The sequence below is a fragment of the Pseudomonas sp. SORT22 genome, assembly GCF_018417635.1.
Taxonomy (GTDB): domain Bacteria; phylum Pseudomonadota; class Gammaproteobacteria; order Pseudomonadales; family Pseudomonadaceae; genus Aquipseudomonas.
The window spans coordinates 5164421-5189522 of record NZ_CP071007.1 but is presented as its reverse complement, the minus strand read 5'-3'; the positions used below and the strand labels follow the sequence as shown (position 1 = coordinate 5189522).

General features: G+C 63.5%; 22 protein-coding genes. 15 read left to right on the top strand and 7 right to left on the bottom strand.

Going from position 1 to position 25102, the window contains the following annotated elements; translation table 11 throughout:
• Nucleotides 1-28: 28 nt before the first annotated feature.
• Together trmA and JYG36_RS23845 are read right to left on the bottom strand one after the other, a co-directional pair.
• The gene (gene trmA, locus JYG36_RS23850) at nucleotides 29-1114 is read right to left on the bottom strand and encodes a tRNA (uridine(54)-C5)-methyltransferase TrmA (RefSeq protein ID WP_045195878.1); all 1086 of its coding nucleotides are present in this window, start codon (nucleotides 1112-1114) and stop codon (nucleotides 29-31) included.
• Entirely contained in the window at nucleotides 1111-2406 is a 1296-nt protein-coding gene (locus JYG36_RS23845) for an NCS2 family permease (RefSeq protein ID WP_045195880.1), read from the bottom strand. The genes trmA and JYG36_RS23845 overlap by 4 nt, the downstream gene beginning before the upstream one ends.
• 208 nt (nucleotides 2407-2614) lie before the next feature.
• On the opposite strand from JYG36_RS23845, the gene JYG36_RS23840 reads away from it, so the two are divergent.
• Together JYG36_RS23840 and JYG36_RS23835 are read left to right on the top strand one after the other, a co-directional pair.
• Nucleotides 2615-3094: a GNAT family N-acetyltransferase gene (locus JYG36_RS23840; RefSeq protein WP_213602496.1), complete on the top strand. Its 480-nt coding sequence runs from the start codon at nucleotides 2615-2617 to the stop codon at nucleotides 3092-3094.
• A 39-nt stretch (nucleotides 3095-3133) separates the two neighbouring features.
• Nucleotides 3134-3682, top strand: a complete 549-nt coding sequence (locus JYG36_RS23835) for a DJ-1 family glyoxalase III (protein WP_093387840.1) — start codon at nucleotides 3134-3136, stop codon at nucleotides 3680-3682.
• Nucleotides 3683-3714: 32 nt separating this feature from the next.
• Here the strand turns inward: JYG36_RS23835 and JYG36_RS23830 are convergent, their stop codons facing one another.
• Complete coding sequence (locus JYG36_RS23830) at nucleotides 3715-4932, bottom strand: MFS transporter (protein ID WP_213602493.1); 1218 nt, start codon at nucleotides 4930-4932, stop codon at nucleotides 3715-3717.
• Nucleotides 4933-5293: 361 nt separating this feature from the next.
• Here JYG36_RS23830 and JYG36_RS23825 point away from each other — a divergent pair, with 361 nt between their 5' ends.
• From JYG36_RS23825 to JYG36_RS23815, 3 genes are read left to right on the top strand one after another with little or no spacing between them, the layout of a single operon-like run.
• Nucleotides 5294-6733: a cytochrome ubiquinol oxidase subunit I gene (locus JYG36_RS23825; RefSeq protein ID WP_045195889.1), complete on the top strand. Its 1440-nt coding sequence runs from the start codon at nucleotides 5294-5296 to the stop codon at nucleotides 6731-6733.
• A gap of 3 nt (nucleotides 6734-6736) precedes the next feature.
• Entirely contained in the window at nucleotides 6737-7744 is a 1008-nt protein-coding gene (gene cydB, locus JYG36_RS23820) for a cytochrome d ubiquinol oxidase subunit II (protein WP_045195891.1), read from the top strand.
• A 12-nt stretch (nucleotides 7745-7756) separates the two neighbouring features.
• Nucleotides 7757-7912 carry a DUF2474 domain-containing protein gene (locus JYG36_RS23815; protein WP_045195893.1) on the top strand — a complete coding sequence of 52 codons (156 nt, stop codon included), beginning with the start codon at nucleotides 7757-7759 and terminating at the stop codon, nucleotides 7910-7912.
• A 121-nt stretch (nucleotides 7913-8033) separates the two neighbouring features.
• Here the strand turns inward: JYG36_RS23815 and JYG36_RS23810 are convergent, their stop codons facing one another.
• Complete coding sequence (locus JYG36_RS23810; RefSeq protein WP_213602491.1) at nucleotides 8034-9158, bottom strand: methyltransferase; 1125 nt, start codon at nucleotides 9156-9158, stop codon at nucleotides 8034-8036.
• 94 nt (nucleotides 9159-9252) lie between these two features.
• Nucleotides 9253-9957 carry an autoinducer binding domain-containing protein gene (locus JYG36_RS23805; protein WP_213602489.1) on the bottom strand — a complete coding sequence of 235 codons (705 nt, stop codon included), beginning with the start codon at nucleotides 9955-9957 and terminating at the stop codon, nucleotides 9253-9255.
• A 344-nt stretch (nucleotides 9958-10301) separates the two neighbouring features.
• Between JYG36_RS23805 and JYG36_RS23800 the strand changes: the two genes are divergently transcribed.
• Nucleotides 10302-11078 (top strand): ferredoxin--NADP reductase, encoded by a 777-nt coding sequence (locus JYG36_RS23800; RefSeq protein ID WP_195885645.1) that lies wholly within the window; start codon nucleotides 10302-10304, stop codon nucleotides 11076-11078.
• 48 nt (nucleotides 11079-11126) lie between these two features.
• Here the strand turns inward: JYG36_RS23800 and mscL are convergent, their stop codons facing one another.
• Nucleotides 11127-11540 (bottom strand): large-conductance mechanosensitive channel protein MscL, encoded by a 414-nt coding sequence (mscL, locus tag JYG36_RS23795; protein ID WP_213602487.1) that lies wholly within the window; start codon nucleotides 11538-11540, stop codon nucleotides 11127-11129.
• A 175-nt stretch (nucleotides 11541-11715) separates the two neighbouring features.
• On the opposite strand from mscL, the gene radA reads away from it, so the two are divergent.
• The 9 genes from radA (at nucleotide 11716) to JYG36_RS23750 (ending at nucleotide 23467) form a co-directional block, all read left to right on the top strand.
• A complete protein-coding gene (radA, locus tag JYG36_RS23790; protein ID WP_045195900.1) occupies nucleotides 11716-13083 on the top strand; it encodes a DNA repair protein RadA in 1368 nt (455 codons plus the stop codon).
• Nucleotides 13084-13188: 105 nt separating this feature from the next.
• Nucleotides 13189-13692: an RNA polymerase sigma factor gene (locus JYG36_RS23785; protein ID WP_045195901.1), complete on the top strand. Its 504-nt coding sequence runs from the start codon at nucleotides 13189-13191 to the stop codon at nucleotides 13690-13692.
• Between the two features lie 68 nt (nucleotides 13693-13760).
• Nucleotides 13761-14759: a FecR family protein gene (locus tag JYG36_RS23780; protein ID WP_249744379.1), complete on the top strand. Its 999-nt coding sequence runs from the start codon at nucleotides 13761-13763 to the stop codon at nucleotides 14757-14759.
• Nucleotides 14760-14834: 75 nt separating this feature from the next.
• On the top strand, nucleotides 14835-15293 hold the full coding sequence (locus tag JYG36_RS23775; RefSeq protein WP_213602484.1) for a hypothetical protein: 459 nt from the start codon (nucleotides 14835-14837) through the stop codon (nucleotides 15291-15293).
• A 178-nt stretch (nucleotides 15294-15471) separates the two neighbouring features.
• Nucleotides 15472-18162, top strand: a complete 2691-nt coding sequence (locus JYG36_RS23770; protein ID WP_213604486.1) for a TonB-dependent receptor — start codon at nucleotides 15472-15474, stop codon at nucleotides 18160-18162.
• A gap of 82 nt (nucleotides 18163-18244) precedes the next feature.
• A complete protein-coding gene (locus JYG36_RS23765) occupies nucleotides 18245-18862 on the top strand; it encodes a heme acquisition protein HasA (RefSeq protein ID WP_045195906.1) in 618 nt (205 codons plus the stop codon).
• Nucleotides 18863-19023: 161 nt separating this feature from the next.
• Nucleotides 19024-20799 (top strand): type I secretion system permease/ATPase, encoded by a 1776-nt coding sequence (locus tag JYG36_RS23760; RefSeq protein WP_213602481.1) that lies wholly within the window; start codon nucleotides 19024-19026, stop codon nucleotides 20797-20799.
• Between the two features lie 2 nt (nucleotides 20800-20801).
• Nucleotides 20802-22136: an HlyD family type I secretion periplasmic adaptor subunit gene (locus tag JYG36_RS23755; RefSeq protein ID WP_093387869.1), complete on the top strand. Its 1335-nt coding sequence runs from the start codon at nucleotides 20802-20804 to the stop codon at nucleotides 22134-22136.
• Nucleotides 22137-22141: 5 nt separating this feature from the next.
• Nucleotides 22142-23467, top strand: a complete 1326-nt coding sequence (locus JYG36_RS23750) for a TolC family outer membrane protein (protein ID WP_045196572.1) — start codon at nucleotides 22142-22144, stop codon at nucleotides 23465-23467.
• Nucleotides 23468-23521: 54 nt separating this feature from the next.
• Here JYG36_RS23750 and JYG36_RS23745 read toward each other — a convergent pair whose 3' ends face one another.
• Complete coding sequence (locus tag JYG36_RS23745; protein WP_045195912.1) at nucleotides 23522-25042, bottom strand: nucleobase:cation symporter-2 family protein; 1521 nt, start codon at nucleotides 25040-25042, stop codon at nucleotides 23522-23524.
• Nucleotides 25043-25102: the final 60 nt, after the last annotated feature.

Sequence of the window (25102 nt, the reverse complement as noted above, 5' to 3'; positions counted from 1 at the left end):
GCAGGAGCGGGCTTGACCCGCGGTAGCTTCAACGGCGAACCAGCAACACCCCGCTCTCCATGTGATGGGTATACGGAAACTGGTCAAACAACGCACAGCGCTCGATGCGATGGGTGTCGTGCAACTGGGCGATGTTGGCCGCCAGGGTTTGCGGGTTGCAGGAGATGTACAGGATGTTGTCGAAGCGCCGGGTCAGCTCGCAGGTATCCGGGTCCATGCCGGCGCGCGGCGGGTCGACGAACACACTGGCGAACTGGTAGCTCTTGAGGTCAATGCCTTCGAGGCGGCGGAACGGACGCACTTCGTTCAGCGCTTCGGTCAGCTCTTCAGCCGACAGACGCACCAGGCGCACGTTATCCACAGCGTTGTCGTCGAGGTTGTGCAGGGCGGCATTGACCGAGGTCTTGCTGATCTCGGTGGCCAGTACCTTGCGCACCCGGGTGGCCAGCGGCAGGGTGAAGTTGCCGTTGCCGCAGTACAGCTCGAGCAGATCGTCCTGGCGCTCGCCCAGGGCTTCATAGGCCCAGTTGAGCATCTTCTGGTTGACCGCGCCGTTAGGCTGGGTGAAGGCGCCTTCAGGCTGGCGGTAGCGGAAGGTGCGCCCGGCAATCTGCAGCTCTTCGACTGCGTAATCGCGGCCGATCACCACGCGCTTGCCCTTGGAGCGGCCGATGATGCTCACGCCCAGGTCGCTGGCCAGTTGCTGCGCGGCGCGCTCCCAGTGCTCGTCCAGCGGACGGTGATAGCACAGGGTGATCATTGCATCGCCTGCCAGGGTGGTGAGGAACTCCACCTGGAACAGCTTGAAGCTCAACGCCGAGCTGGCTTGCCAGGCGGCCTTGAGCCGTGGCATCAGGTCGTTGATCTGCAGACTGGCAATCGGGAAGTCTTCAATCAGAATCGGCGTGTGTTTCTCGCCCGGGGCGAACATCGCGTAGAAGCGCTGCTCGTTTTCGCGCCACAGGCGGAACTCGGCGCGCAGGCGATAGTGCTCGCGCGGCGAGTCGAATACCGCAGGCTCGGGCGCCGCGAACGGCGCCAGCAGCTCGCGCAGGCGCGCGACCTTGGCGTCGAGCTGCTGGGTGTAGGTCGAAGGGTCGAAGACAGCACTCATGCGTTGAACCAGCCCAGTTTGATGACGAACAGGACCGAGAGGATCACCAGTGCCGCGTTGAGGTCACGGGCGCGGCCGGAAAGCAGCTTGATCGCGGTCCAGGCAATGAAACCGAAGGCGATGCCGTTGGCGATCGAGTAGGTCAGCGGCATGGCCAGGGCAGTGACCACCACCGGCGCGGCTTCGGTAATGTCGTCCCAGTTTATTTCAGCCAGGCCCGAAGCCATCAACACGGCGACGAACAACAGCGCCGGTGCCGTGGCGAAGGCTGGCACGCTGCCGGCCAGCGGTGCGAAGAACAGCGCCAGCAGGAACAGAATAGCCACCACGATGGCGGTCAGGCCGGTGCGGCCACCGGCGCTGACGCCGGCTGCAGATTCGATGTAGCTGGTGGTGGTCGAGGTACCCAGCAGGGAACCGGCCATCGCCGCGGTGCTGTCGGCGATCAGCGCCCGGCCCATTTTCGGCATGTGGCCGTCCTTGCGCATCAGGCCGGCGCGCTTGGCGACGCCGATCAGGGTGCCGGAGTTGTCGAACAGGTCGACGAACAGGAAGGCGAAAATCACGCTGATCAGGCCGACGTCCAGCGCGCCCTTGATGTCCAGCTGCAGGAAGGTCGGCGCCAGCGACGGCGGCATCGACACCACGCCGTTGAATGGAGTCACGCCCAGGGCGATCGAGGCCACGGTCACCGCCAGGATGCCGATCAGCACCGCGCCGCGGACCTTCATGGCCTCCAGCGCGACGATCAGGAAGAAACCCAGGGTGGCGAGGATCGGCGCCGGTTTCTTGAGGTCACCGAGGCCCACCAGGGTGGCCTGGTTATCGACGACGATGCCGGCGTTATGCAGGGCGATCAGCGCCAGGAACAGGCCAATACCGGCGGCAATTGCCGAACGCAGCGGCAACGGGATGCTGTTGACGATCCATTCGCGGATGCGAAAGATCGACAGCAGGAAGAAGCACACCGCCGAGATGAACACCGCGCCCAATGCCACCTGCCAGGTGTGGCCCATGTGCAGGACCACGGTGTAGGTGAAGAAGGCGTTCAGGCCCATGCCCGGTGCCAGAGCGATCGGGTAGTTGGCGATCAGGCCCATGGTGGTCGAGCCGATCGCCGCTGCCAGGCAGGTGGCGACGAACAGCGCGCCCTTGTCCATGCCGGTCTCGCCGAGAATGCTCGGGTTGACGAACAGGATGTAGGCCATGGCCAGGAAGGTGGTCACGCCCGCGAGAATCTCGGTGCGGACATTGGTGTCGTGTGCTTTTAGTTGAAACAGCCTTTCCAGCATGCCTGCTCCCCGTGGCGCTCCCGGCGCCGTGAATGTATCGACCCAGTTAGCAAAGCACAGACTGTACCGGGAGACTGTGGTTTTTCCCTGGGTCGGAAAAAAGCCGCGCATCATACCAGCATGCTCGGGCAGCGGTAATTAATGTCGCGATACACTGCAGATATCTGCAGGTTCTGCGCCGTTCCCCCCATCCCGAGTTGACCATGCTGTGCACTTGACCGACTACCGCGACCTTAACCCGGCCCAGCGCGAGCAACTGCTCGACATCCAGGTGCGGCCTGAGCAACTGCGCTTTGCCGGCGATATGGCTAGCGCCTTGTACACCCTGCAAAGTGGCGACAGTCCCGACCGGCGTGGCGTGGCGCTGCTGCTGGACAACCTGCCGCGGGCCTTCTTGCTGCTTCAGCGCGGGGTGTTCCTGGCGCCCTGGGCCCGGGCCGATGCGGCGACGATCAATGCCTTGCAAGTCGATCAGCGCTTGCAGGGCCAGGGCCTGGGGCGATTTTTCATGCAGGCGTTGCCGGGCCTGGTGTGCGAGGCGTGGCCCGAGGTGCGTTGCCTGCAGCTTTCTGTAGACCGGGACAACCACGCCGCCCTGGCGCTGTACCTGGCCAGCGGCTGGGTCGACAGCGGCGATGGCTACCGCGCGCGCCAGGGCCACGAGCGTCAACTGACCCTGTTGCTGTGAGCGACTAAGCTTGTGGGATACCCCGGCGGAGAGCAGTTGATGACCCACAGAGCCCTGATCGTAGTCGCCGAAGGCGCGGATGACCTGCAGAGCGTGACCCTGATCGACGTGCTGCGCCGCGCCGAGATCGAAGTGGTGGTGGCCAGTATCGAAGGCCGGCGGATGCTCACCTGTGCCCGCGGCACGCGCTTGACCGCCGACGGCATGCTGGTCGACCTGCTGGCCCAGCCGTTCGACCTGATGGTCTTGCCCGGGGGCGAAAAAGGCGCACAGCACATGGCCGCGCACCAACCACTGGCGCAGCAGGTCAAGGATCAGGCCAGGGCCGGCAAGTTTTTTGCCGCGATCGGCGAAGCGCCGTTGGCGCTGCAGGCCTATGGTGTGTTGCGCCAGCGACGCATGACCTGTGACCCGGCTGTCAGCCAGGGGTTGTCCGGGTGCAGCTTTGTCGATCAGCCGGTGGTGGTGGACGGTAATTGCATCACCGCCCAGGGGTCGGCGGCGGCGCTGGAATTTGCCTTGGTGTTGGTCGAGCAACTGGCGGGCAGGGTGCTGCGCAAGCGGGTGGCGGCTGAGCTGCGGGTGTGACTATCGCGGGGCAAGCCCGCTCCCACAGGCCCTCACTGCTTATGCATATAATCGCGCCCAGCCAGGGTCGGAAACAGCTTGATCCACACCCCGGTCACCAGCAGCGTGCCGACCCCGCCCAGCACTACCGCCGGTACCGTGCCGAACCAGTGCGCAGTCACTCCTGACTCGAACTCACCGAGCTGGTTCGAGGCGCCGATGAACAGCCCGTTCACCGCGCTGACCCGGCCGCGCATTTCATCCGGTGTCTCCAGCTGCACGAAGGCACCGCGTATTACCATGCTGATCATGTCGGCGGCGCCCAGCACCGCCAGCACGGCGAGGGAAAACCAGAACGAAGTGGACAGGCCAAAGGCAATGGTCGCCACCCCGAACACGCCGACAGCGGTAAACATCACCCGCCCGACCTTGCGCTCCACCGGAAAGCGCGCCAGCCACAGCGACATCAGCAGGGCGCCCACCGCCGGCGCCGAGCGCAGCAGGCCCAGGCCCCAGGGGCCGGTCAGCAGGATGTCCTTGGCAAACACCGGCAACAGCGCGGTGGCGCCGCCCAGCAGCACGGCGAACAGGTCCAGGGAGATCGCCCCGAGGATGTCCGGGCGGCTGCGGATAAAGCGAATGCCGGCCATCAGCGATTCGAGGCTGGCGCGGCCCTGGTTGCCTGGTTGCTGGCGCGACACCAGGCCCAGGGTCAACACGCAGGCAATCAGGTACAACGCTACCGTCGGCCCGTACACCCAGACGCTGCCAAAGGCATAGAGAAAACCGCCCACCGCCGGCGCGACGATGGTCGCCGCCTGCATCGCCGAGGCAGAAGCAGCCACGGCACGTGGAAACAGCTCGGAGGGCACCACATTGGGCAGCAGCGCCTGGGTCGCCGGCATTTCAAAGGAGCGTGCGCTACCGAGCAAGAACGCCAGCAGGAAGATCAGTTCGCGGCTGACGCTGTGGGTGCTGCTGGCGACCACCAGCACCAGGGCGATCATGGCCTGGGCACTCTGGCACAGGGCGGCGACCCGGCGCCGGTCATAGCGGTCGGCGACGTGTCCGGTGTGCAGCATGAACAGCACCCGCGGGGCGAATTCCACCAGGCCCACCAGGCCCAGGTCGAGGACATTGCCGGTCAATTGGTAGAGGTGCCAGCCGATCGCCACGGTAAGCATCTGAAAGCCGCTGGCGGTAAATACCCGGGCCAGCCAGAAGGCCAGGAAGGGACGGTGATGACGCAGCAGCAAAACGGGGTCTGACATCGGCGAAACAGAGCCTCGGCGCAGGGATCGACGCTGCAGGTTATCACCACTTTGTAACAGCAGGTTGCGAGGAATGGCACCTGTGTGCGGTAAACGCACTGTTTTGGGGCGCGGTAAAGGGGGTGAGACAACCGGTCACGCGGCAATCAACCACACAAGCGCACAGCCCGTTCAGGACTATCCTTTCAGGCATCCGTTGATCTGGATCAATTGTTTCATTTGCAACGGCATGGCCAGACGGCCGAATTCCCTGCGATGTGATGTTTACAGAACAATTCCAACTTGCCGCACTCAACTACCGTGGGGGCAGTTGGCGCCAAGGCCACCGCCTGACGCCGGATTACCTGACAGAGGAAGCACTATGTTCGGATTAGAGGCTCTAGATCTCGCCCGAATTCAGTTCGCGTTTACCGTGTCCTTTCACATCCTGTTCCCGGCCATCACCATTGGCCTGGCGAGCTACCTGGCTGTTCTCGAAGGGCTGTGGCTGAAGAGCAACAACAGCGTCTACCGTGACCTTTACCATTTCTGGTCGAAAATCTTTGCCGTCAACTTCGGCATGGGGGTGGTCTCCGGCCTGGTCATGGCCTACCAGTTCGGTACCAACTGGAGCAAGTTCTCCGATTTCGCCGGGTCCGTTACCGGGCCGCTGCTCACTTACGAAGTTCTCACCGCCTTCTTCCTTGAAGCCGGTTTCCTTGGCGTCATGCTCTTTGGCTGGAACCGCGTCGGCCGTGGCCTGCACTTTTTCGCCACGGTCATGGTGGCCATCGGCACTTTGATCTCGACCTTCTGGATCCTCGCCTCCAACAGCTGGATGCAGACCCCCCAGGGCTACGAAATCGTCAACGGCGTAGTCGTGCCGGTGGACTGGTTCGCGGTGATCTTCAACCCGTCGTTCCCTTACCGCCTGGCGCACATGGCGACTGCCGCCTTTGTTGCTACAGCGTTCTTTGTCGGCGCCTCGGCCGCCTGGCACTTGCTGCGCGGCCGCGATAACCCGGCGATTCGCAAGATGCTTTCGATGGCCATGTGGATGGCCCTGATCGTCGCCCCGGTACAAGCGGTGATCGGCGACTTCCACGGCCTCAATACCCTCAAGCACCAGCCGGTGAAAATCGCTGCTATCGAAGGCCACTGGGAAAACAAGCCAGGCGAACCGACCCCGCTGATCCTCTTCGGTATCCCCGACATGGAAGCCGAGACCACCCGCTTCAAGGTGGAAATCCCGGCGCTGGGCAGCCTGATCCTGACCCACAGCCTGGACAAGCAAGTGCCGGCGATGAAGGAGTTTCCGAAAGAAGACCGGCCTAACTCGACCATCGTCTTCTGGTCGTTCCGGGTCATGGTCGGCCTTGGCATGCTGATGATCTTCGTCGGCCTCTGGAGCCTGTGGCTGCGCAAGAGCGACAAGCTCTACAGCTCGCGGCCGTTCCTGTACCTGACCTTGTGGATGGGCCCCTCCGGCCTGATCGCGATCCTCGCCGGCTGGTTCACCACCGAGATCGGCCGCCAGCCCTGGGTGGTCTACGGCCTGATGCGTACCGCCGATGGTGCCTCGAACCACAGTTACGGCCAGCTCGGCCTGACCCTGGTGATGTTCGTGGTGGTCTACTTCGCGCTGTTCGGTACCGGCCTTGGCTACATGATGCGCCTGGTGCGCAAAGGGCCGAAAACCGGTGAAGGCGACGAGACCAACCCGGGTGGCCCCGGCCAGCAACGCACCCCGGCACGGCCGCTGTCTGCCGCCGATGACGATCATGACAATGGCGAGCACGCCAGCCTGAACAAGGGGAACTGAACCATGGGTGTTGATCTTCCGCTTATCTGGGCCATCATCATCATCTTCGGCATCATGATGTATGTGGTCATGGACGGCTTTGACCTTGGCATCGGCATCCTCTTCCCGTTCGTCAAGGGCGAGCAAGACCGCGATGTGATGATGAACACTGTCGCCCCGGTCTGGGACGGTAACGAAACCTGGCTGGTGCTCGGTGGCGCGGCGCTGTTCGGCGCCTTCCCGCTGGCCTACGCCGTGGTGCTTTCAGCGCTGTACCTGCCGTTGATGCTGATGCTGATCGGGCTGATCTTTCGCGGCGTGGCCTTCGAGTTCCGCTTCAAGGCCACTGCAGCCAAGCGTCACCTGTGGGACAAGGCCTTCATCGGCGGCTCGCTGGCGGCTACCTTCTTCCAGGGCGTGGCCCTGGGCGCCTTCATCGAAGGCTTTGAGGTGGTCGATCGCAGCTACGCTGGCGGCAGCCTCGACTGGCTGACCCCGTTCAGCCTGTTCTGCGGCCTGGGCCTGATCGTGGCTTACGCCTTGCTCGGCTGCACCTGGCTGATCATGAAGACCGAAGGCAAGCTGCAACTGCAGATGCACGACCTGGCGCGGCCGCTGGCCCTGGTGCTGCTGGCGGTGACCGGCATCGTCAGTATCTGGACGCCGCTGGCCCACCCGGACATTGCCGAGCGCTGGTTCAGCCTGCCCAACCTGTTCTGGTTCCTGCCGGTACCGATCCTGGTCCTGGTAACTCTTTACGGTTTGCTCCGGGCGGTGGCACGTAACGCACACTACACCCCGTTCCTGCTGACCCTGGTGCTGATCTTCCTCGGCTACAGCGGCCTGGGCATCAGCTTGTGGCCGAACATCATTCCGCCGTCGATCTCGATCTGGGACGCTGCCGCGCCGCCGCAAAGCCAGGGCTTCATGCTGGTCGGGACCTTGTTCATCATCCCGTTCATCCTCGGTTACACCTTCTGGAGCTATTACGTGTTCCGCGGCAAGGTGACCCACGAAGATGGCTACCACTAGGGGAGCATGGCAATGACTGGCAAAGGCACGATGGACGAAGAGAAGAAACCGCTCTGGCAGCGCCTGGGCTGGTTGGTAGCGATCTGGGTCGGCAGCGTGGTGAGCCTGGCCCTGGTCGCCTGGCTGATGCGCCTGTTCATGAGTGCGGCCGGACTGAGCACGCACTGAAACGAAATTTCCCATCCCGCCTTGCGGCGGATTTACAGCCCTTCGCAGCATCAGCTGCGGAGGGTTTTTTTTTGCCCTGTGGGGGCGGCTTGACCCGTGATTCAGGCGACGCGGTACTGGCCTATTTACGCGCCTTGAGCACCACGAACTTGGGCGTCGCCGCCACCTGCTCGACCCCACGGAACAAGCGCGCCAGCTTGCTGTGATAACCCAGGTGGCGATTGCCGACGATGTACAGCGCACCACCGACCACTAGCGCCTCGCGCGCTTGCTGGAACATCCGCCAGGCGAGGAAGTCACCGACTACCTGCTGTTGATGGAACGGCGGATTGCACAGCACCACATCCAGCGACTGCGCTGGCTGCCCGGCCAGGCCGTCGTCGGCGCGCACCGTGACTTCACGCGGGCCCAACGCCGCCTGCCAGTTTTCCAGTGCCGACTGCACGGCCATGTATGACTCGTCGACCAGGGTGTACTGCGCCTGCGGGTTAGCCAGGGCGCTGGCGATGGCCAGCACGCCATTGCCGCAACCGAGGTCCGCGACACGTGCATCGCCGAGGTCCTTGGGCAGGTGCGGCAGGAACGCCCGGGTGCCGATGTCCAGGCCTTCGCGGCAGAACACGTTGGCGTGGTTGAGCAGCACCAGGGGTGGCGCGTCGAGTTGGTAGCGGGTCGGGTAGGGCGAATCGAACGCCGGCTTCGGCTCGAAGGTAGCAATCAACAGCCGGGCCTTTTTCTTCGCCAGCGATGCCTGCACCGGGCCGATGTATTTCTCCAGCAAGTCACCGGCGGCGCGCGGCAAGTGTTTGATCATGGCCCCAGCCACCACCTGTGCGCCGGGCGCCAGCTGGCCCTGCAGGCGAATCAGTTGCTCTTCGAGCAGGGCAAGAGTCTTTGGCACGCGTACCAGTACCCGGTCGAACGGGCCTTGCCAGGTATTGCTGGCCGCCACGAAGGGCACCGCGTCGAAGGCCAGGCCATTGCGCACCAGGTTCTTTTCCAGGGCCAGATGCGCCAGGTGCGAATCGCCGCTGCTGAGCACCGACACATGCGCTGCCAGGCTGATGGCCAGGGCGCCGAAACTGTCGTTGAGCACCAAAACCCGGCTGGTCGCGGTAGGTGCCTGTTCGGCCAGGTGCTCCAGCAGGTACTCGTCGGCAGCATCGAAGGCTTGCAGGGGATCGTTGGCTTGTTCGGGCTGGCGAAGCAGGTCGAGTTCGGCGAAGGGGCTGGTCAGCAGGGGCATGGTGTAAGGCTCTGGGGCATTGATGTGCGTGCGTGCGGCGCGCTCTACAGGGCCGTGATTCTACCGTGCTTTGCGAAGGTACGGGGGCGTTGGCTCAGATCAGGCCACGCATCGCCGCAATGGCGATTGCGCCGGCTTTGTTGCTGGCGTTGGTTTTGGTGATGATGCTGCGGATGTGAAAGTTCACCGTGCTCTGCGACAGCGAGAGGATGCAGGCGATGTCGGCGGCGGTCTTGCCGGCGGCCGACCATTTGAGCACTTCGGTTTCCCGCTCCGAAAGGTTGTACGCCGGGGTTGCTTGCCCGGGTTGGCGGTCAATCATCAGCGTGTGCAGCAGGTTGCACAGCCAGATGGTCTGGCCGGCCTTGTCATAGAGTTCGTCTAGATTGATTGCGCCCTGGCTGCGGGCGATGCTGAGGATGCTTTCGTTGTGACGCATGTCGTGGGCCGACTGGCTCCAGCCGTGGCGCAAGCCGAAGGATTTTGCCTCTTCGCGCAGTTCAGGTGTCTCTCGGAACACATCATCGCACCACAGCAACGGCATCAGGGAGTGGTGGCAATGGGCGACGGTGGGATCGATGTCCACGTAGTTGCAACGTTGGTAGCGTTCGTTCCAGGCGTCGGGATAGTTGTTGAAGAATCGCATTTGCGGCGCGAAAGTGGCGATCTGCACGCGCATGCCGAAACACAGGTACTCCATGTCCAGTTGCTGGGCCAGGGAAACCGCCAGGTCAAACATCCGTTGTTCATCGGTTTCGGCTAGCAACTGCTCGAGTTGCTGTTCTTTCCAGTGCGGCATGGGGGAGATCTCAAGGGGGTGGATCCAAGATCTGGCAGGGTGCAAAGTAGTGTAGGAAATGTCCCACGGTTTTGTTGGGTTTTTTGGCTATAGAAATGTGAACATTTTGGCAGGCCTGTTCTTTAGCGATCTTCTTGATATCAGTTCGAAATCATTGGGCTATTACCGGTATCGTGCAGTGATTTTCTCCTGTCGCTGTTGAAGTGTTGTGACAAGGGGTTTTTCTCCCTTCGGCGTCGCTTGTGCGGCTGTTACCGCGCCCGCGGTTGATGCCACTACAAACCAACGGTGTTTATCCCACGACGTTTGCGCGACACTGGGGCATCTGTTTTTTGGAGCAAGCCATGACAGCCAGTGCTGAAAAGTTCACCCGCCAGACGCTGCTCGACGTCCAGCCGCTGACCCCCAGCCTGTTCAGCCTGCGGACCAGCCGCGACCAGGGCTTTCGTTTTCGTGCCGGGCAGTTCGCCCGTCTTGGGGTGACCAAGGCAGACGGTAGTGTGGTCTGGCGCGCCTATTCGATGGTGTCCTCACCGTTCGACGAGCATCTGGATTTCTTTTCCATCGTAGTGCCGGGCGGCGAATTCACCAGTGAGCTGAGCCGCCTGGGCGCCGGCGACAGCCTGTTGATCGATCGCCAGGCCTTCGGTTACCTGACCCTCGACCGCTTCGTTGATGGCCGCGACCTCTGGCTGCTGGCGACCGGCACCGGTATCGCGCCATTCCTGTCGATCCTCCAGGACTTCGAAGTGTGGGAGCGATTCGAGTCGATCAAACTGGTTTATTCGGTGCGTGAGGCCCGCGAGCTGGCCTACCTGGATTTGATCGCCGGCCTGGAGCAGCGCGACTACCTGGCCGAGTACGCCGGCAAGCTGCAGTTCATCCCGATCGTCACCCGCGAGCGGCATCCAGGAGCGCTGAACCAGCGCATTACCACCCTGATCGAGAACGGCGAGCTTGAACGCGCGGCGGGCCTGGCGCTGACTCCGGAACATTCGCGGGTAATGCTCTGTGGCAACCCGCAGATGATCGACGACACCCGCAAAGTGCTCAAGCAGCGCGACATGAACCTCAGCCTCAGCCGCCGCCCCGGTCAGGTCGCGGTCGAGACCTACTGGTAAGCGTCAACAAAAACGGCGCCCGCAGGCGCCGTTTTTTTAGCCCTGGGTTCAGGGTTGCCGATTCTGCGACTTGAGCAGGTCGCGAATTTCGGTGAGCAGCTCTTCTTCTTTGGTCGGCACCGGCGGCAGGGTAGGCGCGGCGGCTTCTTCGCGTTTCAGGCGGTTGATGACCTTGACGCCCATGAAAATCGCGAAGGCGACGATGATGAAGTCGAGGATGGTCTGGATGAATTTGCCGTAGGCCAGCACCACCGCCGGTATGTCGCCTTCGGCGGCCTTGAGGGTGACCGCCAGGTCGCTGAAATCGACGCCGCCGATCAGCAAACCGATCGGTGGCATGATCACGTCACCTACAAAAGATGAAACGATTTTGCCAAAGGCGGCGCCGATAATGATACCGACAGCCATATCGACGACATTCCCTTTGACCGCGAAGGCCTTGAATTCATTGAGCACGCCCATGGTTTATTCCTTGTAACAGATGAGTTGGGTAAACGCAGTGTAATTCAGCTATGCGCTTCATGCTCCGCGCTGCTGCAACAGACTGCGGTTATACCGAATAGTTTTGTCGTTTTCTCTGCCCGCCGGGGCGCCTGAGGTCGGCTATGATGGTGCCTTTTTCCAGAGGACCGTCCCCATGGCCAAGGCCAAGCGCATGTACGGCTGCACCGAGTGCGGCGCGACCTTTCCGAAATGGGCCGGGCAATGCGCTGAATGCGGTGCCTGGAACACCCTGGTCGAGACCGTGCTCGAGAGTGGCGCGGCCGCCGCACCGAGCGGGCGCACCGGCTGGGCCGGGCAGCAGGCGCAGATCAAGACCCTGGCCGAAGTCAGTGTCGAGGAAATCCCGCGCTTCACTACCGCCAGTGCCGAACTCGACCGGGTACTCGGCGGCGGCCTGGTCGACGGTTCGGTGGTGCTGATCGGTGGTGATCCGGGCATCGGCAAGTCGACCATCCTCCTGCAGACCCTGTGCAACATCGCTACGCGCATGCCGGCGCTGTACGTCACCGGCGAAGAGTCCCAGCAGCAGGTGGCGATGCGCGCCCGGCGCCTGGGCCTGCCCCAGGACAAGCTGCGGGTGATGACCGAAACCTGTATCGAGACCATCATCGCCACCGCCCGGCTGGAGAAGCCCAAGGTGATGGTCATCGACTCGATCCAGACCATCTTCACCGAGCAGTTGCAGTCGGCGCCTGGCGGTGTTTCCCAGGTGCGCGAAAGCGCAGCCTTGCTGGTGCGTTATGCCAAGCAGAGCGGCACGGCGATCTTCCTCGTCGGTCACGTGACCAAGGAAGGCGCGCTGGCCGGGCCACGGGTGCTCGAGCACATGGTCGATACCGTGCTGTATTTCGAGGGCGAATCCGACGGCCGCTTGCGTTTGCTGCGCGCGGTGAAAAACCGTTTTGGCGCGGTCAACGAGCTGGGCGTGTTCGGCATGACCGACCGTGGCCTGAAGGAAGTCTCCAACCCCTCGGCGATCTTTCTTACGCGTGCCCAGGAAGAAGTACCGGGCAGCGTGGTCATGGCCACCTGGGAAGGTACCCGGCCGATGCTGGTGGAGGTTCAGGCCCTGGTCGACGACAGCCACCTGTCCAACCCGCGGCGGGTCACCCTGGGCCTGGACCAGAACCGCCTGGCCATGCTGCTGGCGGTGCTGCATCGCCATGGCGGCATCCCTACCCATGACCAGGACGTGTTCCTCAACGTGGTCGGCGGGGTCAAGGTGCTGGAGACGGCCTCCGACCTGGCGCTGATGGCGGCGATCATGTCCAGCCTGCGCAACCGCCCGCTGGACAACGGCCTGCTGGTGTTTGGCGAGGTTGGCTTGTCTGGCGAAGTGCGCCCGGTGCCGAGCGGCCAGGAGCGTTTGAAGGAAGCGGCCAAGCATGGCTTCAAGCGCGCCATCGTGCCCAAGGGCAACGCCCCGAAGGAAGCGCCGCCCGGGCTGCAGGTGATTGCCGTGACCCGCCTTGAACAGGCGCTGGACGCGCTGTTCGAGTGATCTTCGCATCCCGGCACGTGCAAGGCGTGCCGGGGTGAAGTTGCAACTGATTCTCACTAACGAGTAGCATACCGCCTTCTTTCCGGCCATCCACAGGGAGTTCGCGTGGCGGAGTCCGACTTGAAGCGGCTGTTCCTCAAGCACGCGAAAACCTTGCAGGGGTTGCTGACGCGCAAGGTGCGTGACCCGCAGCTGGCTGCCGACCTGGTGCAGGAAAGTTTCCTGCGCCTGGCCGAGCAACAGGGCCGCGAACGAATCGACAACACCCCGGCCTACCTGTATCGCACCGCGCACAACCTGATGATCGATCATGTGCGCCAGCAGCAACGGCGAAAGACCGATTCGGTGCCCCACGAAGCACTGGAAACCATCGTCGAAGACAGCCCGGGCCTGGACGAAAACGCCGCCACCGAGCAGCACATGCGCCGCCTGCGCCGGGCCCTGGCCGACTTGCCGCCACGCACCCAGGAAGTGTTTCGTCTGAACCGCCTTGAGGGCATGACCCACGCCGAGGTGGCGCGGGCGCTGGATATTTCCGACAGCTCGGTACAGAAGCATCTGGCCAAGGCCCTGGCCTATGTGATGCAGTGTCTGCAGGAACCAGGATGACGAACGGTTTACTGGGAAATGCGCCTTCAGACGTCAGCACTCACATAACCAGAATTCGAGAGAACCGTGTGACCAGCCAGAACTCGCCAGAGCAAGCCATTCGCGAGCAGGCCGCCGAGTGGGCGGTGCTGCGCTGCGCCGGCCCGTTGAACCCCGAACAGACGCAGGCGCTGGCGCGCTGGCTGGCCTGTGATCCGCGCCATGCCCAGGCGCTGGATTTTGCCCAGGCGACCTGGGCTGATCTCGGCCGTCTTGGGCGCATGCACCAGTCCGCGCCAATGGCAGCCCCGGCGCTGGCTCGGCCACTGGCCGGGCGTCGGCGCCGTTCACGCCTGCGCTGGGCGCTGAGTACGGCGGCGCTGCTGGTGCTGGCGGTAGTGGGCGTGGAGCAGGCGCCGAACTTGGCGCTGGCATTGCGCGCCGACTACGCCACGGCCAAGGGTGAGGTTCGCCAGGTGACGCTGCCCGATGGCAGCCAGGTCGACCTCGACAGCCAGAGTGGCATCGAGCTGGCTTATAACGACAGCGAGCGCCGCGTGCGCCTGTTGGCCGGTGAAGCAGTGTTCACCGTTGCAGCGGTTTCTGGCGCTGAACAACGGCCCTTTGTGGTCGAGCGGGCAGGGGGCAGCAGTCGCGCCCTGGGCACGCGTTTCGTGGTGGGCCCCGAGCCTGACGGCGGCACCTGGGTCGGCATGCTCGAACACAGTGTTGCCGTGACCTTGCAGGCCAGCCCGCACGCGGGCAGTTCCGAGCAGGTGCTCAAGGAAGGCCAAAGCCTGCGCTACGACGCCGCCCATGGCATTCGCCCATGGCCTGAGCAGGACGTGCGTCGCGCCAGCGCCTGGCAGCGCGGCGTGCTGGTGTTCGAGCGCGAACCGCTGGCCGAGGTGGCCGCACAGCTCAATCGCTACCGTGACGGCCATGTGCTGATCACTGACAAGGCCCTGGCCCGGCGTGAGGTCAGCGGCATGTTTCGCCTGGATAACCTCGATGCCGCGCTGGCCATGCTGACTGAAGAGCTCAAGGCCAGCCGCCTCGACCTGCCCGGGCTGACGCTGATCTATTGATCGCTGCGCCGGCGATTGTCGGTCGCGCTGTTTTCTACGAAACTGGCGTTTTGACAACGATCTCAAGGCAGGGATATGGCCAGTGGTTTTCTCGCGTGTGTTGCTTCATCCATCTGTGGCGCCTTGCTGCTCGGAGTGTCCAGCACTCACGTGCTGGCGGCCGACGACCTGGTGCAATTCGATCCCGCTACGTGCGAGTTCGGCGCAAAGCTTGAGCCGTACTACGACAAGGCCATCGCCAAACGTCAGGCGTTGTCTGCCGAGGCGCAGGAAGAGGAGGTGAGCTACCCGGTCGATCTGCCCTTCCACGGCATCAAGGTCACAGCGGTGTTCATCGGCTATGAATGGCACGGGATCTACTTCGATGCGCCGCCCGAGCAGGTGCGTTCGCTGTTTCGCCAACTGGGCTACCGCGTGGCCGAAGACGGTGACATGTCGGCCAGTGGTGATGAGGTCGCGGTCACCGCATCGATCATCGAAACCAGCGACAAGGCCCGCCAACAAGGGCTGTCGGCGCTCACCTGCGGCGTCTGAAACAAGCACCCTGAAATTCTTTTGAATTTTCGTTACTGACTTTTCCCGCGTTGCACGTCTGTTTGTTGAGATTGATTTTCATTACTAGAAAACGCCAACACAGCGAGCAACAGACGTGAGCAATCAACAACAACGACGCACCCGGCCGTTCGGTCGGGTAGCCCTTGCCAGCAGCCTGATGCTGGCGGCCTGGACCTTGCCGATGGGGATCGGTAGCGTGCAGGCCGCCGAGCCCGCTCACCCGAGCCAAACTACTGCCCTGATCCGCTTTGACATTCCCGCCCAGGCGCTGGACAGCGCCGTGCTGGCCTTCGCCGAACAGGCTGGGGTCCAGGTGTTTTTCGACAGCCGCAAACTGGCTGGCCTGCGCAGTGAGGGTTTGCGCGGCGAGCACTCGGCTCAGCAAGGGCTTGGCCTGTTGTTGCGCGGTTCGCCCGTGCGCTATCGCTTCAGCGGCACTGACCGGGTCGGCCTGGAGCGGGTCAGTGATGATGGCCAGACCCTCGAGCTGGGTACCACCCATGTCGACTCCAACAGCGATGCCGACTGGGTCTACCAGACGCCGCGTTCGGTCAGCGTCATCACCCGCGAGCAGATCGACAAGCGCCCACCGCGCCACGCCGCTGACATGCTCGAAGAAACCGCCGGCGTCTACACCGCGGTCAACCAGCGCGATCCGGGGCTGTCGGTGAACATTCGCGGCGTGCAGGACTATGGCCGGGTCAACATGAACATCGACGGCATGCGCCAGAACTTCAACGTCAACGGCCATCAGCAGCGCAACGGGGTGATGTTCATCGACCCGGAGTTCATCAGCTCCATCGAGATCGAAAAAGGTACCCAGGCGGGCATGGGCGGTGCTGGTGTTATTGGCGGTATTGCCAGCTTCAACACGGTCCAGGCCCGTGATTTTCTCGGCCCCGACAAGGAGTACGGTGGCCGCCTGCGCGCCGGCAACGGCATCGGTGAGCTGGGCAATGGCACAAACTTCAATGGCAGCGCATTGTTTGCCTTCGGCAATGAGCTAGGCGATGTACTGCTGGGCGTCAGTGAGCGGCACTTCGGTGATTACCGCGCCGGCACCAACAACGCTGACAACCTCGGCACCCAGATCCGCGGCAAGACCAGCTACCCCGAAGCCTGGAAGGACTGGCTGCACTCCGAGGTCGGCGAGACCGGTAGCGTCACGCGCTCGCAACTGCTCAAGCTGGGCCTGAACCTGCCCAACGACCAGCGCCTGCAGCTCAACTACATGGAAACCGACACGGACAGCAAAGACGCCTGGACCTATTACGACAATCAGACTCGGCAGTTCTATTACAAGCGCACCGGCAGCAGTGATTTCAACGCCCGCAACGCCTCGCTCGACTACAGCTACAGCCCGGACAACGACCTGGTCGATCTGAAGGCCAAGCTGTATTTCGTTTCGACCCGCCAGGATCGCTGGAACGCCGGTAATGACGCCTCGGCCAGCAGCAACAACCGCGTCGAGGCGTATGACGATCGTTTTCAGACCGATACCTGGGGCCTGCAACTGGAAAATACTTCGCGCTTCTATTTGGGGGACGCCGACAAGCTCACCTTTAACTACGGCACCGAACTCTTCCAGGATCGCTTCAAACCGAAAACCGATCGGGTCCCGGCACTCAACGAACAGGCTTTGCCTTACGTTCAGGGGGCCACGCCTGAAGGCAAGCGCATCATGGCCAGCCTGTTCGGCGATGTGCAGTACGAGCATGGCGACTGGCTGACGGTCGATGCCGGATTGCGCTACGACCGTTACCGCCTCACCGGCGAAACCGGCATCACCACCTGGATGTACCCAAGGGGTGTCACGGGTGAAAACCTTCAGCGCGTGCAGACTCACCTGATCTTTGACGAAGAACACGAGCAGGGCCGTTTCTCGCCCACCTTCGGCATTGCGCTGAAGCCCGGTGTCGACTGGATGCAGGTCTACACCCGCTGGGGACGTGGCTGGCGTCCGCCGTCAGTGACTGAAGTATTCATGAGCGGCCGTCCCCATGGTGGCGGTAGCGAGATGCTCTATCCCAACCCCTTCCTCAAGCCCGAGGAGTCGCACAACTGGGAACTGGGGGTGAACCTGTTCAAGGAGTCGCTGCTGCAGGAAGGTGATCGCTTTGGCGCCAAGGTCGCCTATTTCGACACCCGCATCGACAATTTCTCGTTCATGGATGTCAACGCCGATGTGCCCGGCGCCTCTGCACTGGGGACTTCACTCGGGCGCTCGGCCTATCAGAACAACCTGGAGCAGACGCGTTTTCGCGGGGTCGAATACAGCCTCGACTACGACGCCGGGCGTTACTACAGCCAGCTCAGTTATACCCACATGATTGGCAGCAACGATTTCTGCTCCAAGCAGTTGTACATGGGGGGAGGGCAGCGCCTGGTCAGCGCCGGGACGGTGCTGCGCCCGGTGCGGGTCGGCAGCCGCGTGATCATGTTGCCAGTGCGCGTTTCGCGGGCCGAGGACGCTGCCGACCTCGATCAGACAGTCAGCTGCGGTCACATCATGGGCAACGCCAGCTACATGCCGGCAGATCGCGGCTCGCTGACGGTCGGCATGCGCTTTCTGGACCGCACCCTCGATGTCGGCGCCCGCCTGCGTTACAGCAAGGGCAATGGTGAGAACCTCAACGACCACGGCTACCGCCTGATCGACCAGGCGCAGTGGCCCAAATACAAGGTCTACGACCTGTACGCCAGCTACTGGATGACGCCGAGCCTGAACCTCGCGCTGTCGCTGGAGAACGCCACCGACGAAGCCTACTTCGTGGCCATGGGCGACACCGACAACCTGTCGCTGGCCCGCGGCCGGACCTTGAGCGGGATGCTCGAATACAAATTCTGATCCACACCGGGTTTGCCCATGTCGGGCGACACGAAGGCAGGGAATACGCCTTCGCAATCATGCAATGCAACGAGGAACCGTTATGACTCTTTCCGTTACTTACGATGCCGCCTTCTCCAGCTCGTCGATCGATGACTACCTGGCGTTCTGGACTTCGGGCTTCGTCACTGCAGGTCATGGACAAAGCAATACCGGCGGCTTCAGCAACGGCAGCCTGAGCGGCGACCAGTACGCTACCCATGGTAGCCAGGGCTCCGACTACGCATTCATCGCCGACAGCAACACTGCCAATGGTCTGCACTATGTGTTCGACCGCGGCCTGCCAGCCGGTGACAACCTCAACCACTACCTGTGGGGCGAACTGGACAACGTTTCCCTGGGCCAGGTGCTGGGCGGCGGTAGCGGTAGCGACTTCACTCTGAGCAACTACGTGGTCAGCTTCAACGGCCTGGACCTGGACGCCGCGCTGGGCGCCGGTCGTGCCGGCAACGAAGTACAGAGCGTGATCTACGGCTTGATGCAGGGCAACACCTCGGCCCTGGAAGGCGTGCTGGACAACCTGCTGGCCGGCTACGGCGTGTCTACCGACGACAGCTTCGACGTGGTCAGTGCTGCGTTGGCTGCCGGCCCGCTGAGCGTGGCCTCGGCCGATGTCGTGGGTGTCCAGGCCCTGGCTGAAGACTTCGCCCTGGCCGCCTGACCCCGGGCAAAAAAAAAGCGAATGGAAGATCACTCCTCCATTCGCTGCTTGCTTACCCCGCCGCCTGCGTCTTTGCCGGGCCCAGGTGGCGGTGGTGCGAATTCTGCGAGCCTGCGCCGGCGAGGTCAATCGCCCGCAGGCTTGCCCTGTCGAGGACGTTCATGAAAGCCACCCGCTCCCGCCCTGCCAACGAAGTGTTGCAGGCGCTCAAGGCCTGCCGCGCCGGCTTTGCCAACATCGGCCTGTTCACTGCGGTGATCAACCTGCTGATGCTGGCGCCGGCGCTGTACATGCTGCAGGTCTACGACCGGGTGCTGTCCTCGGGCAACGAGATGACCCTGCTGATGCTCAGCCTGATGGTGCTGGGCTTGTTCGCCTTCATGGGCCTGCTGGAATGGGTACGCAGCCTGGTGGTGATCCGCCTTGGCACGCAAATGGACATGCGCTTGAACCCGCGGGTGTTCGAGGCCGCTTACCAAGCCAGTCTGGCCGGCCACAAGGGTGCAGCGAACCAGGTGCTGAGCGACCTGACCACCTTGCGCCAGTTCGCCACCGGCCAGGCGCTGTTCGCCTTTTTCGATGCACCGTGGTTCCCGGTTTACTTGCTGGTGATGTTCCTGTTCAGCCCGTGGCTGGGCTTGATGGCGCTGGTGGGCGCCGTGCTGCTGACTATCCTCGCCTGGGTCAACGAGCGCCTGACTCAGGCGCCGTTCGCCGAAGCCGGGCAGTTGGCGCAGCAGGCCGGGCAACAGGCTGGCGCCAACCTGCGCAATGCCGAAGTGATGGAAGCCATGGGCATGCTGGCGGCGGTGCGCCAGCGCTGGGCCAGCTTGCACCATGGTTTTCTCCTGCGCCAGAACCTGGGCAGCGAGCGCACGGCGGCGGTGACTGCGGTGTCCAAGAGCCTGCGCCTGACCCTGCAATCGCTGGTGCTGGGCCTGGGCGCGTGGCTGGCGATCGAGCAACTGATTACCCCGGGGATGATGATCGCCGGCTCCATCCTTATGGCCCGGGTGCTGGCGCCAATCGACCAATTGATTGCCGTGTGGCGCCAGTGGGGTTCGGCCCGCCAGGCCTATGAGCGCTTGCACAGCTTGCTCAGCGAGCAACCGCCGCGTGCACTCGGCATGCCGTTGCCGGCACCCAGCGGGCGCTTGCTGGTGGAGCAACTCAGCGCCCTGCAGCCGGGCACGCGCAAGCCGTGCCTGGCCAACCTCGGCTTCGAACTGGCGGCCGGCGACAGCCTGGGCATCATTGGTGCGTCGGGCTCGGGCAAGTCGACCCTGGCGCGCTTGCTGGTTGGCGCGGCGACTCCGGCTGCCGGCAAGGTGCGTCTGGATGGCGCCGAGCTACAGCAATGGGACAAGGGCCTGCTCGGCGCGCACATCGGTTACCTGCCCCAGGACGTGCAGTTGTTCGCCGGCAGCATTGCCGAGAACATCGCCCGCTTGGGTGAAGTCGATTCGCACCAGGTGGTGGCTGCTGCGCAACTGGCCGGTGTCCAGGAGCTGATCCTGAAACTGCCCAATGGCTATGACACCCAGCTTGGTGAAGGCGGGGCGGGGCTCTCCGGTGGCCAGCGCCAGCGCATCGGCCTGGCCCGGGCGCTATACGGTCTACCCGCACTGATCGTGCTCGATGAACCCAACTCCAACCTCGATGACTTCGGCGAACGCGCCTTGCTCGAGGCGATCCGCCAGGTCAAGGCGCAACAGCGCACGCTGATCCTGATTACCCACAAATCCAGCCTGCTGGCCGCAGTAGACAAGCTGCTGGTGCTGCAGAACGGCCAGATGCAGGCCTTCGGCCCGACCGCGCGGGTGCTGCAGGATTTGCAGCGCAGCCACAAACCAGCCGGCATTCCCACGCCTGCTCCGACTCCGGCGCTGCGCAGCGCGGCCAGCGTCAGCATGAGCTATGGCACCCCGAGATCCTGATCATGACCGCCCCTCAGTCGCTTCACGCTCAAGCCATTCCCGACAACCTGCTGAGCCTCGATGCCCGTCGTCACAGCCGCCTGGGCCGCTGGCTGGTGATCGGCGGCTTTGGCGGTTTCATCCTCTGGGCAGCCCTGGCGCCGCTGGACAAGGGCGTGCCGGTGTCGGGCAACGTGGTGGTCGCCGGCAGCCGCCAGGCGGTGCAGCATCCCACCGGCGGCACTATCGAACGCCTGCTGGTGCACGATGGCGACAGCGTCAGCGCCGGCCAGGTGCTGGTGCAGATGGACGCCACCCAGGCCCAGGCCCAGCATGATTCGTTGCGGGTGCAATACGTCAACGCCCGGGCCAGCGAGGCGCGCCTGCAAGCTGAGCGTGACGGCTTGGAAAGCATCACTTTCCCGGCCGAGTTGCAGGCACTGGTCAGCGAGCCATGGGTCGCCACCGCCCTGGAACTGCAACGCCAGTTGCGCAGCAGCCGACGCCAGTCGCTGGACATGGAACTGGCCGGCCTGCGCGAAAACATCGCCGGCGCCGAGGCCATGCTGGCTGGCGTGCAGGGCTCGATGAGCCACAAGCAGGAACAGCGCGCCGCGCTTGCCGAGCAATTGCAGGGCCTGCGCGAACTGGCCCGTGACGGCTATATCCCGCGCAACCGCCTGCTCGACAGCGAACGCCTGTACGCGCAGATCAACGGCGCGATTTCCGAAGACCTGGGCAATATCGGCCGCAGCCGCCGCCAGGTCCTGGAGCTGAAACTGCGCATGGCCCAACGTCAGCAGGAATACCAGCGCGAAGTCGGCCAGCAGTTGAGCGACATGCAGTCCAGTGCTGAAGACCTCGGCAACCGCCTGCGCAGCGCCGCCTTCGAACTGGCCAACACCCAGCTGCGCGCCCCGGCCAGCGGCACGGTGGTGGGCCTGAGCGTGTTCACCAATGGCGGGGTGATTGCCCGTGGTCAGCAACTGATGGAGATCGTCCCGATGGACGCGCCCTTGCTGATCGATGCTCGCGCCCCGGTGGAGCTGGTCGATCGCCTGCATCCGGGCCTGCCGGTAGAGATCATGTTCGTCGCCTTCAACCAGAGCAAAACTCCGCGGGTCGATGGCGAACTGACCCTGGTCTCGGCCGATCGCCTGGTCGATGAGCAAACCCAGCAACCTTACTACCAGGTGCGCGCCAAGGTCAGCGATGCCGGCTTGCAGCAACTGGCCGGCCAGGACATTCGCCCCGGCATGCCGGTGCAAGCCTTCGTGCGTACCGGCGAGCGCTCGATGCTCAATTATCTGTTCAAGCCGTTGACCGACCGGGTGCATGTCGCCCTGGCGGAGGAATGATGTCGATGCGTGCGATGTGCTGCCTGCTGTTGCTGGGTGCCAGCCTTTCGGCCGCCGCCGTCGACCTGGGCGATGCCTATGCCCTGGCGGTGCGTAACGATCCGGTCTTCCATGCCGCCATCGCCGAACGCGATGCCGGCCTTGAGAGCCGCGCCATTGGCCGCGCGGCGCTGCTGCCGAACCTGTCCTACCGCTACAACAATGCCCGCAACGACTCCGAAGTGACCCAGACCAACGCCCGCGGCAACGTCACCAGCCAGCGTGATTACCGCAGCTATTCCTCGACCCTGACCTTGCAACAGCCGCTGTTCGACTATGGCGCCTGGGCCGAGTACCGCCAGGGCGTGGCCAAGGCGCTGTTGGCCGACGAGCGCTTTCGCAGCCGCAGCCAGGAACTGGCGGTGCGGGTGTTCGCCGCCTACAGCGAAGCACTGTTCGCCAACGAACAGATCGCCCTGGCCCAGGCCCAGCGGCGCGCTTATGCCGAGCAACTGCAATTGAACCGGCGCCTGCTCAAGGGCGGCGAGGGCACCCGCACCGACCTGCTGGAAACCCAGGCCCGTTACGAGCTGGCCCAGGCCCAGGAAATCGAAGCCAGCGACAATCTCGATGCGGCCTTGCGGAGCCTGCAGGCGATCATCGGCGAACCGCTGGAAGTCGCCGACCTGGCGCCCTTGAGTGGCGAATTTCGCGTTCAACCTTTGCAGCCCCTGGGTTTTGAAAGCTGGCGCGACCTGGCGGTTGCCCACAACGCCGAGCTGGCCTCCCAACGACACGCCCTGGTTGCCGCCGACTACGCCGTCGAGCGCCAGCGCGCCGGTCACCTGCCAACGTTGAGCGCCTACGCCAGCAGCGGCAAATCCAGCTCAAGCTCGGAAAGCAGCTACGACCAGCGCTATGACACCGACAGCATCGGCATCCAGATCAGCCTGCCGCTGTTCGCCGGCGGCGGGGTGTCGGCCGCGACCCGCCAGGCAGCTGCCGAGCGTGACAGTGCGCGTTTCAGCCTCGACGGGCAGATCGCCGATACCGTCAACCAGCTGCGCAAGCAATTCAATCTCTGCGCCAGCAGCACGGCGAAGATCCGTGCCTATGAACTGGCAGTCAAATCCGCCCGCGGTTTGATTAGCGCTACGCGCAGAAGCGTGGCCGGCGGTGAGCGGGTCAACCTCGACGTGCTCGATGCCGAGCAGCAGCTCTACAGCGCCCGCCGCGACCTGGCCCAGGCGCGCTACGACTACCTGCGCGCCTGGCTGCAGTTACGTTATCTGGCCGGGGTGCTGGAGCCGCAGGATTTGCAGCAATTGAATGGCTACTTTGCTTCGCGCTGAAACAAAAAGGCCGGTGCATATGCACCGGCCCCGAAGATTCAACCGCTAACTCATTCAGTGTTCCGAAACCGTCTCTCGTCGCGCCGGCGGTTCTCCATGCTCGCCCTCGCTCATCACCGGCACTTCTATGCCCTCGGCGTTGAACAGCTTGCCATCTTCGAAGTAGTCACCATCGCGCAGGGCGGAGATGTCCGAGTAGTGGATGGTGCGTTCGTAAGCGGCAGCGAACACCGACTGCTGGTCGGAGTTGCCGGTGGTGAAGTGGTTGAACACCAGGTTGAGGACGATCGCCATGATCGCTGCCGAGCTGATGCCGGAGTGGAAGATGGTCTCGAACCAGTTGGGGAACTGCGCGTAGAAGTTCGGCGCAGCGATCGGGATCATGCCAAAGCCCAGGGAGGCGGCGACGATGATCAGGTTGACGTTGTTCTTGTAGCTGACCTTGGACAGGGTGCGGATACCGCTGGCGGCAACGGTGCCGAACAGCACGATGCCGGCGCCACCGAGTACCGAGGTCGGCACCGCGGCAATCACCCGGCCCATGATCGGCAGCAGGCCGAGCACTACCAGGATCACCCCGCCGGTGGCCACCACGTAGCGGCTCTTGACCCCGGTCACGGCCACCAGGCCGACGTTCTGGGCGAAGGCGCTCTGGGTGAAGGAGCCGAAGATCGGCGCCAGGATGCTCGAGGCCATGTCGGCGCGCAGGCCGTTGCCCAGGCGTTTGGAGTCGACCTTGGTGTCGATGATTTCACCGACTGCGAGGATGTCCGCCGAGGTTTCCACCAGGGTCACCATGATCACGATGCACATCGACAGGATGGCGGCGATGTGGAAGGTCGGCATGCCGAAGTGGAACGGCGTCGGCATCGCCACCAGCGGGCCGTCGAGGACCTTGCTGAAGTCAGCCATGCCCAGCGACCAGGCAATCAGGGTACCGATGACCATGGCCAGGAGGATTGACAGCCGCGAGATGGTCGCGCTGCCCAGCTTGCTCAGCACCAGGACGATGACAAAAGTCAGCCCGGCCAGGCCGATGTTGGCCATGCTGCCGAAATCCGGGGCCTTGCTGTTGCCGCCCATGACCCAGCGCGCGGCTACTGGCATCAGGGTCAGACCGATGGTGGTGATGACGATGCCGGTCACCAGCGGCGGGAAGAACTTGGTGATCCGCGAGAACACCGGGGTAATCAGAAAACCGATCAGCGACGCCGCCATGACCGCGCCCAGTACCCCGGGCAAGCCACCGCCACCTTCACTGCTGAGAATTGCGCCCATGGTTGCTACACCGGCGAACGACACGCCCTGCACCAGCGGCAGCTGGCAACCGAACCACGGCAGGCCGAGGGTTTGCAGCAGGGTGGCGAGGCCACCGGCAAACAGCGAGGCGGCGATCAGCAGGCCGATGTCGGCAGGGCCCAGGCCGGCCGCCTGGCCGAGGATCAACGGCACGGCGACGATACCGCCGTACATGGTCAGAACATGCTGCAGGCCATAAGCCAGGTTGGCGCCAAGGCCCAGGTTCTCGTCTTCGGGACGCTGGGCTGAAGACGTGCTAGGGGAGGACGTATTCATGGGGCAAGTTCTCAGTTTTATTGTTGTGGCGCTACTGTAGACAAGTCCTACACGGTAATG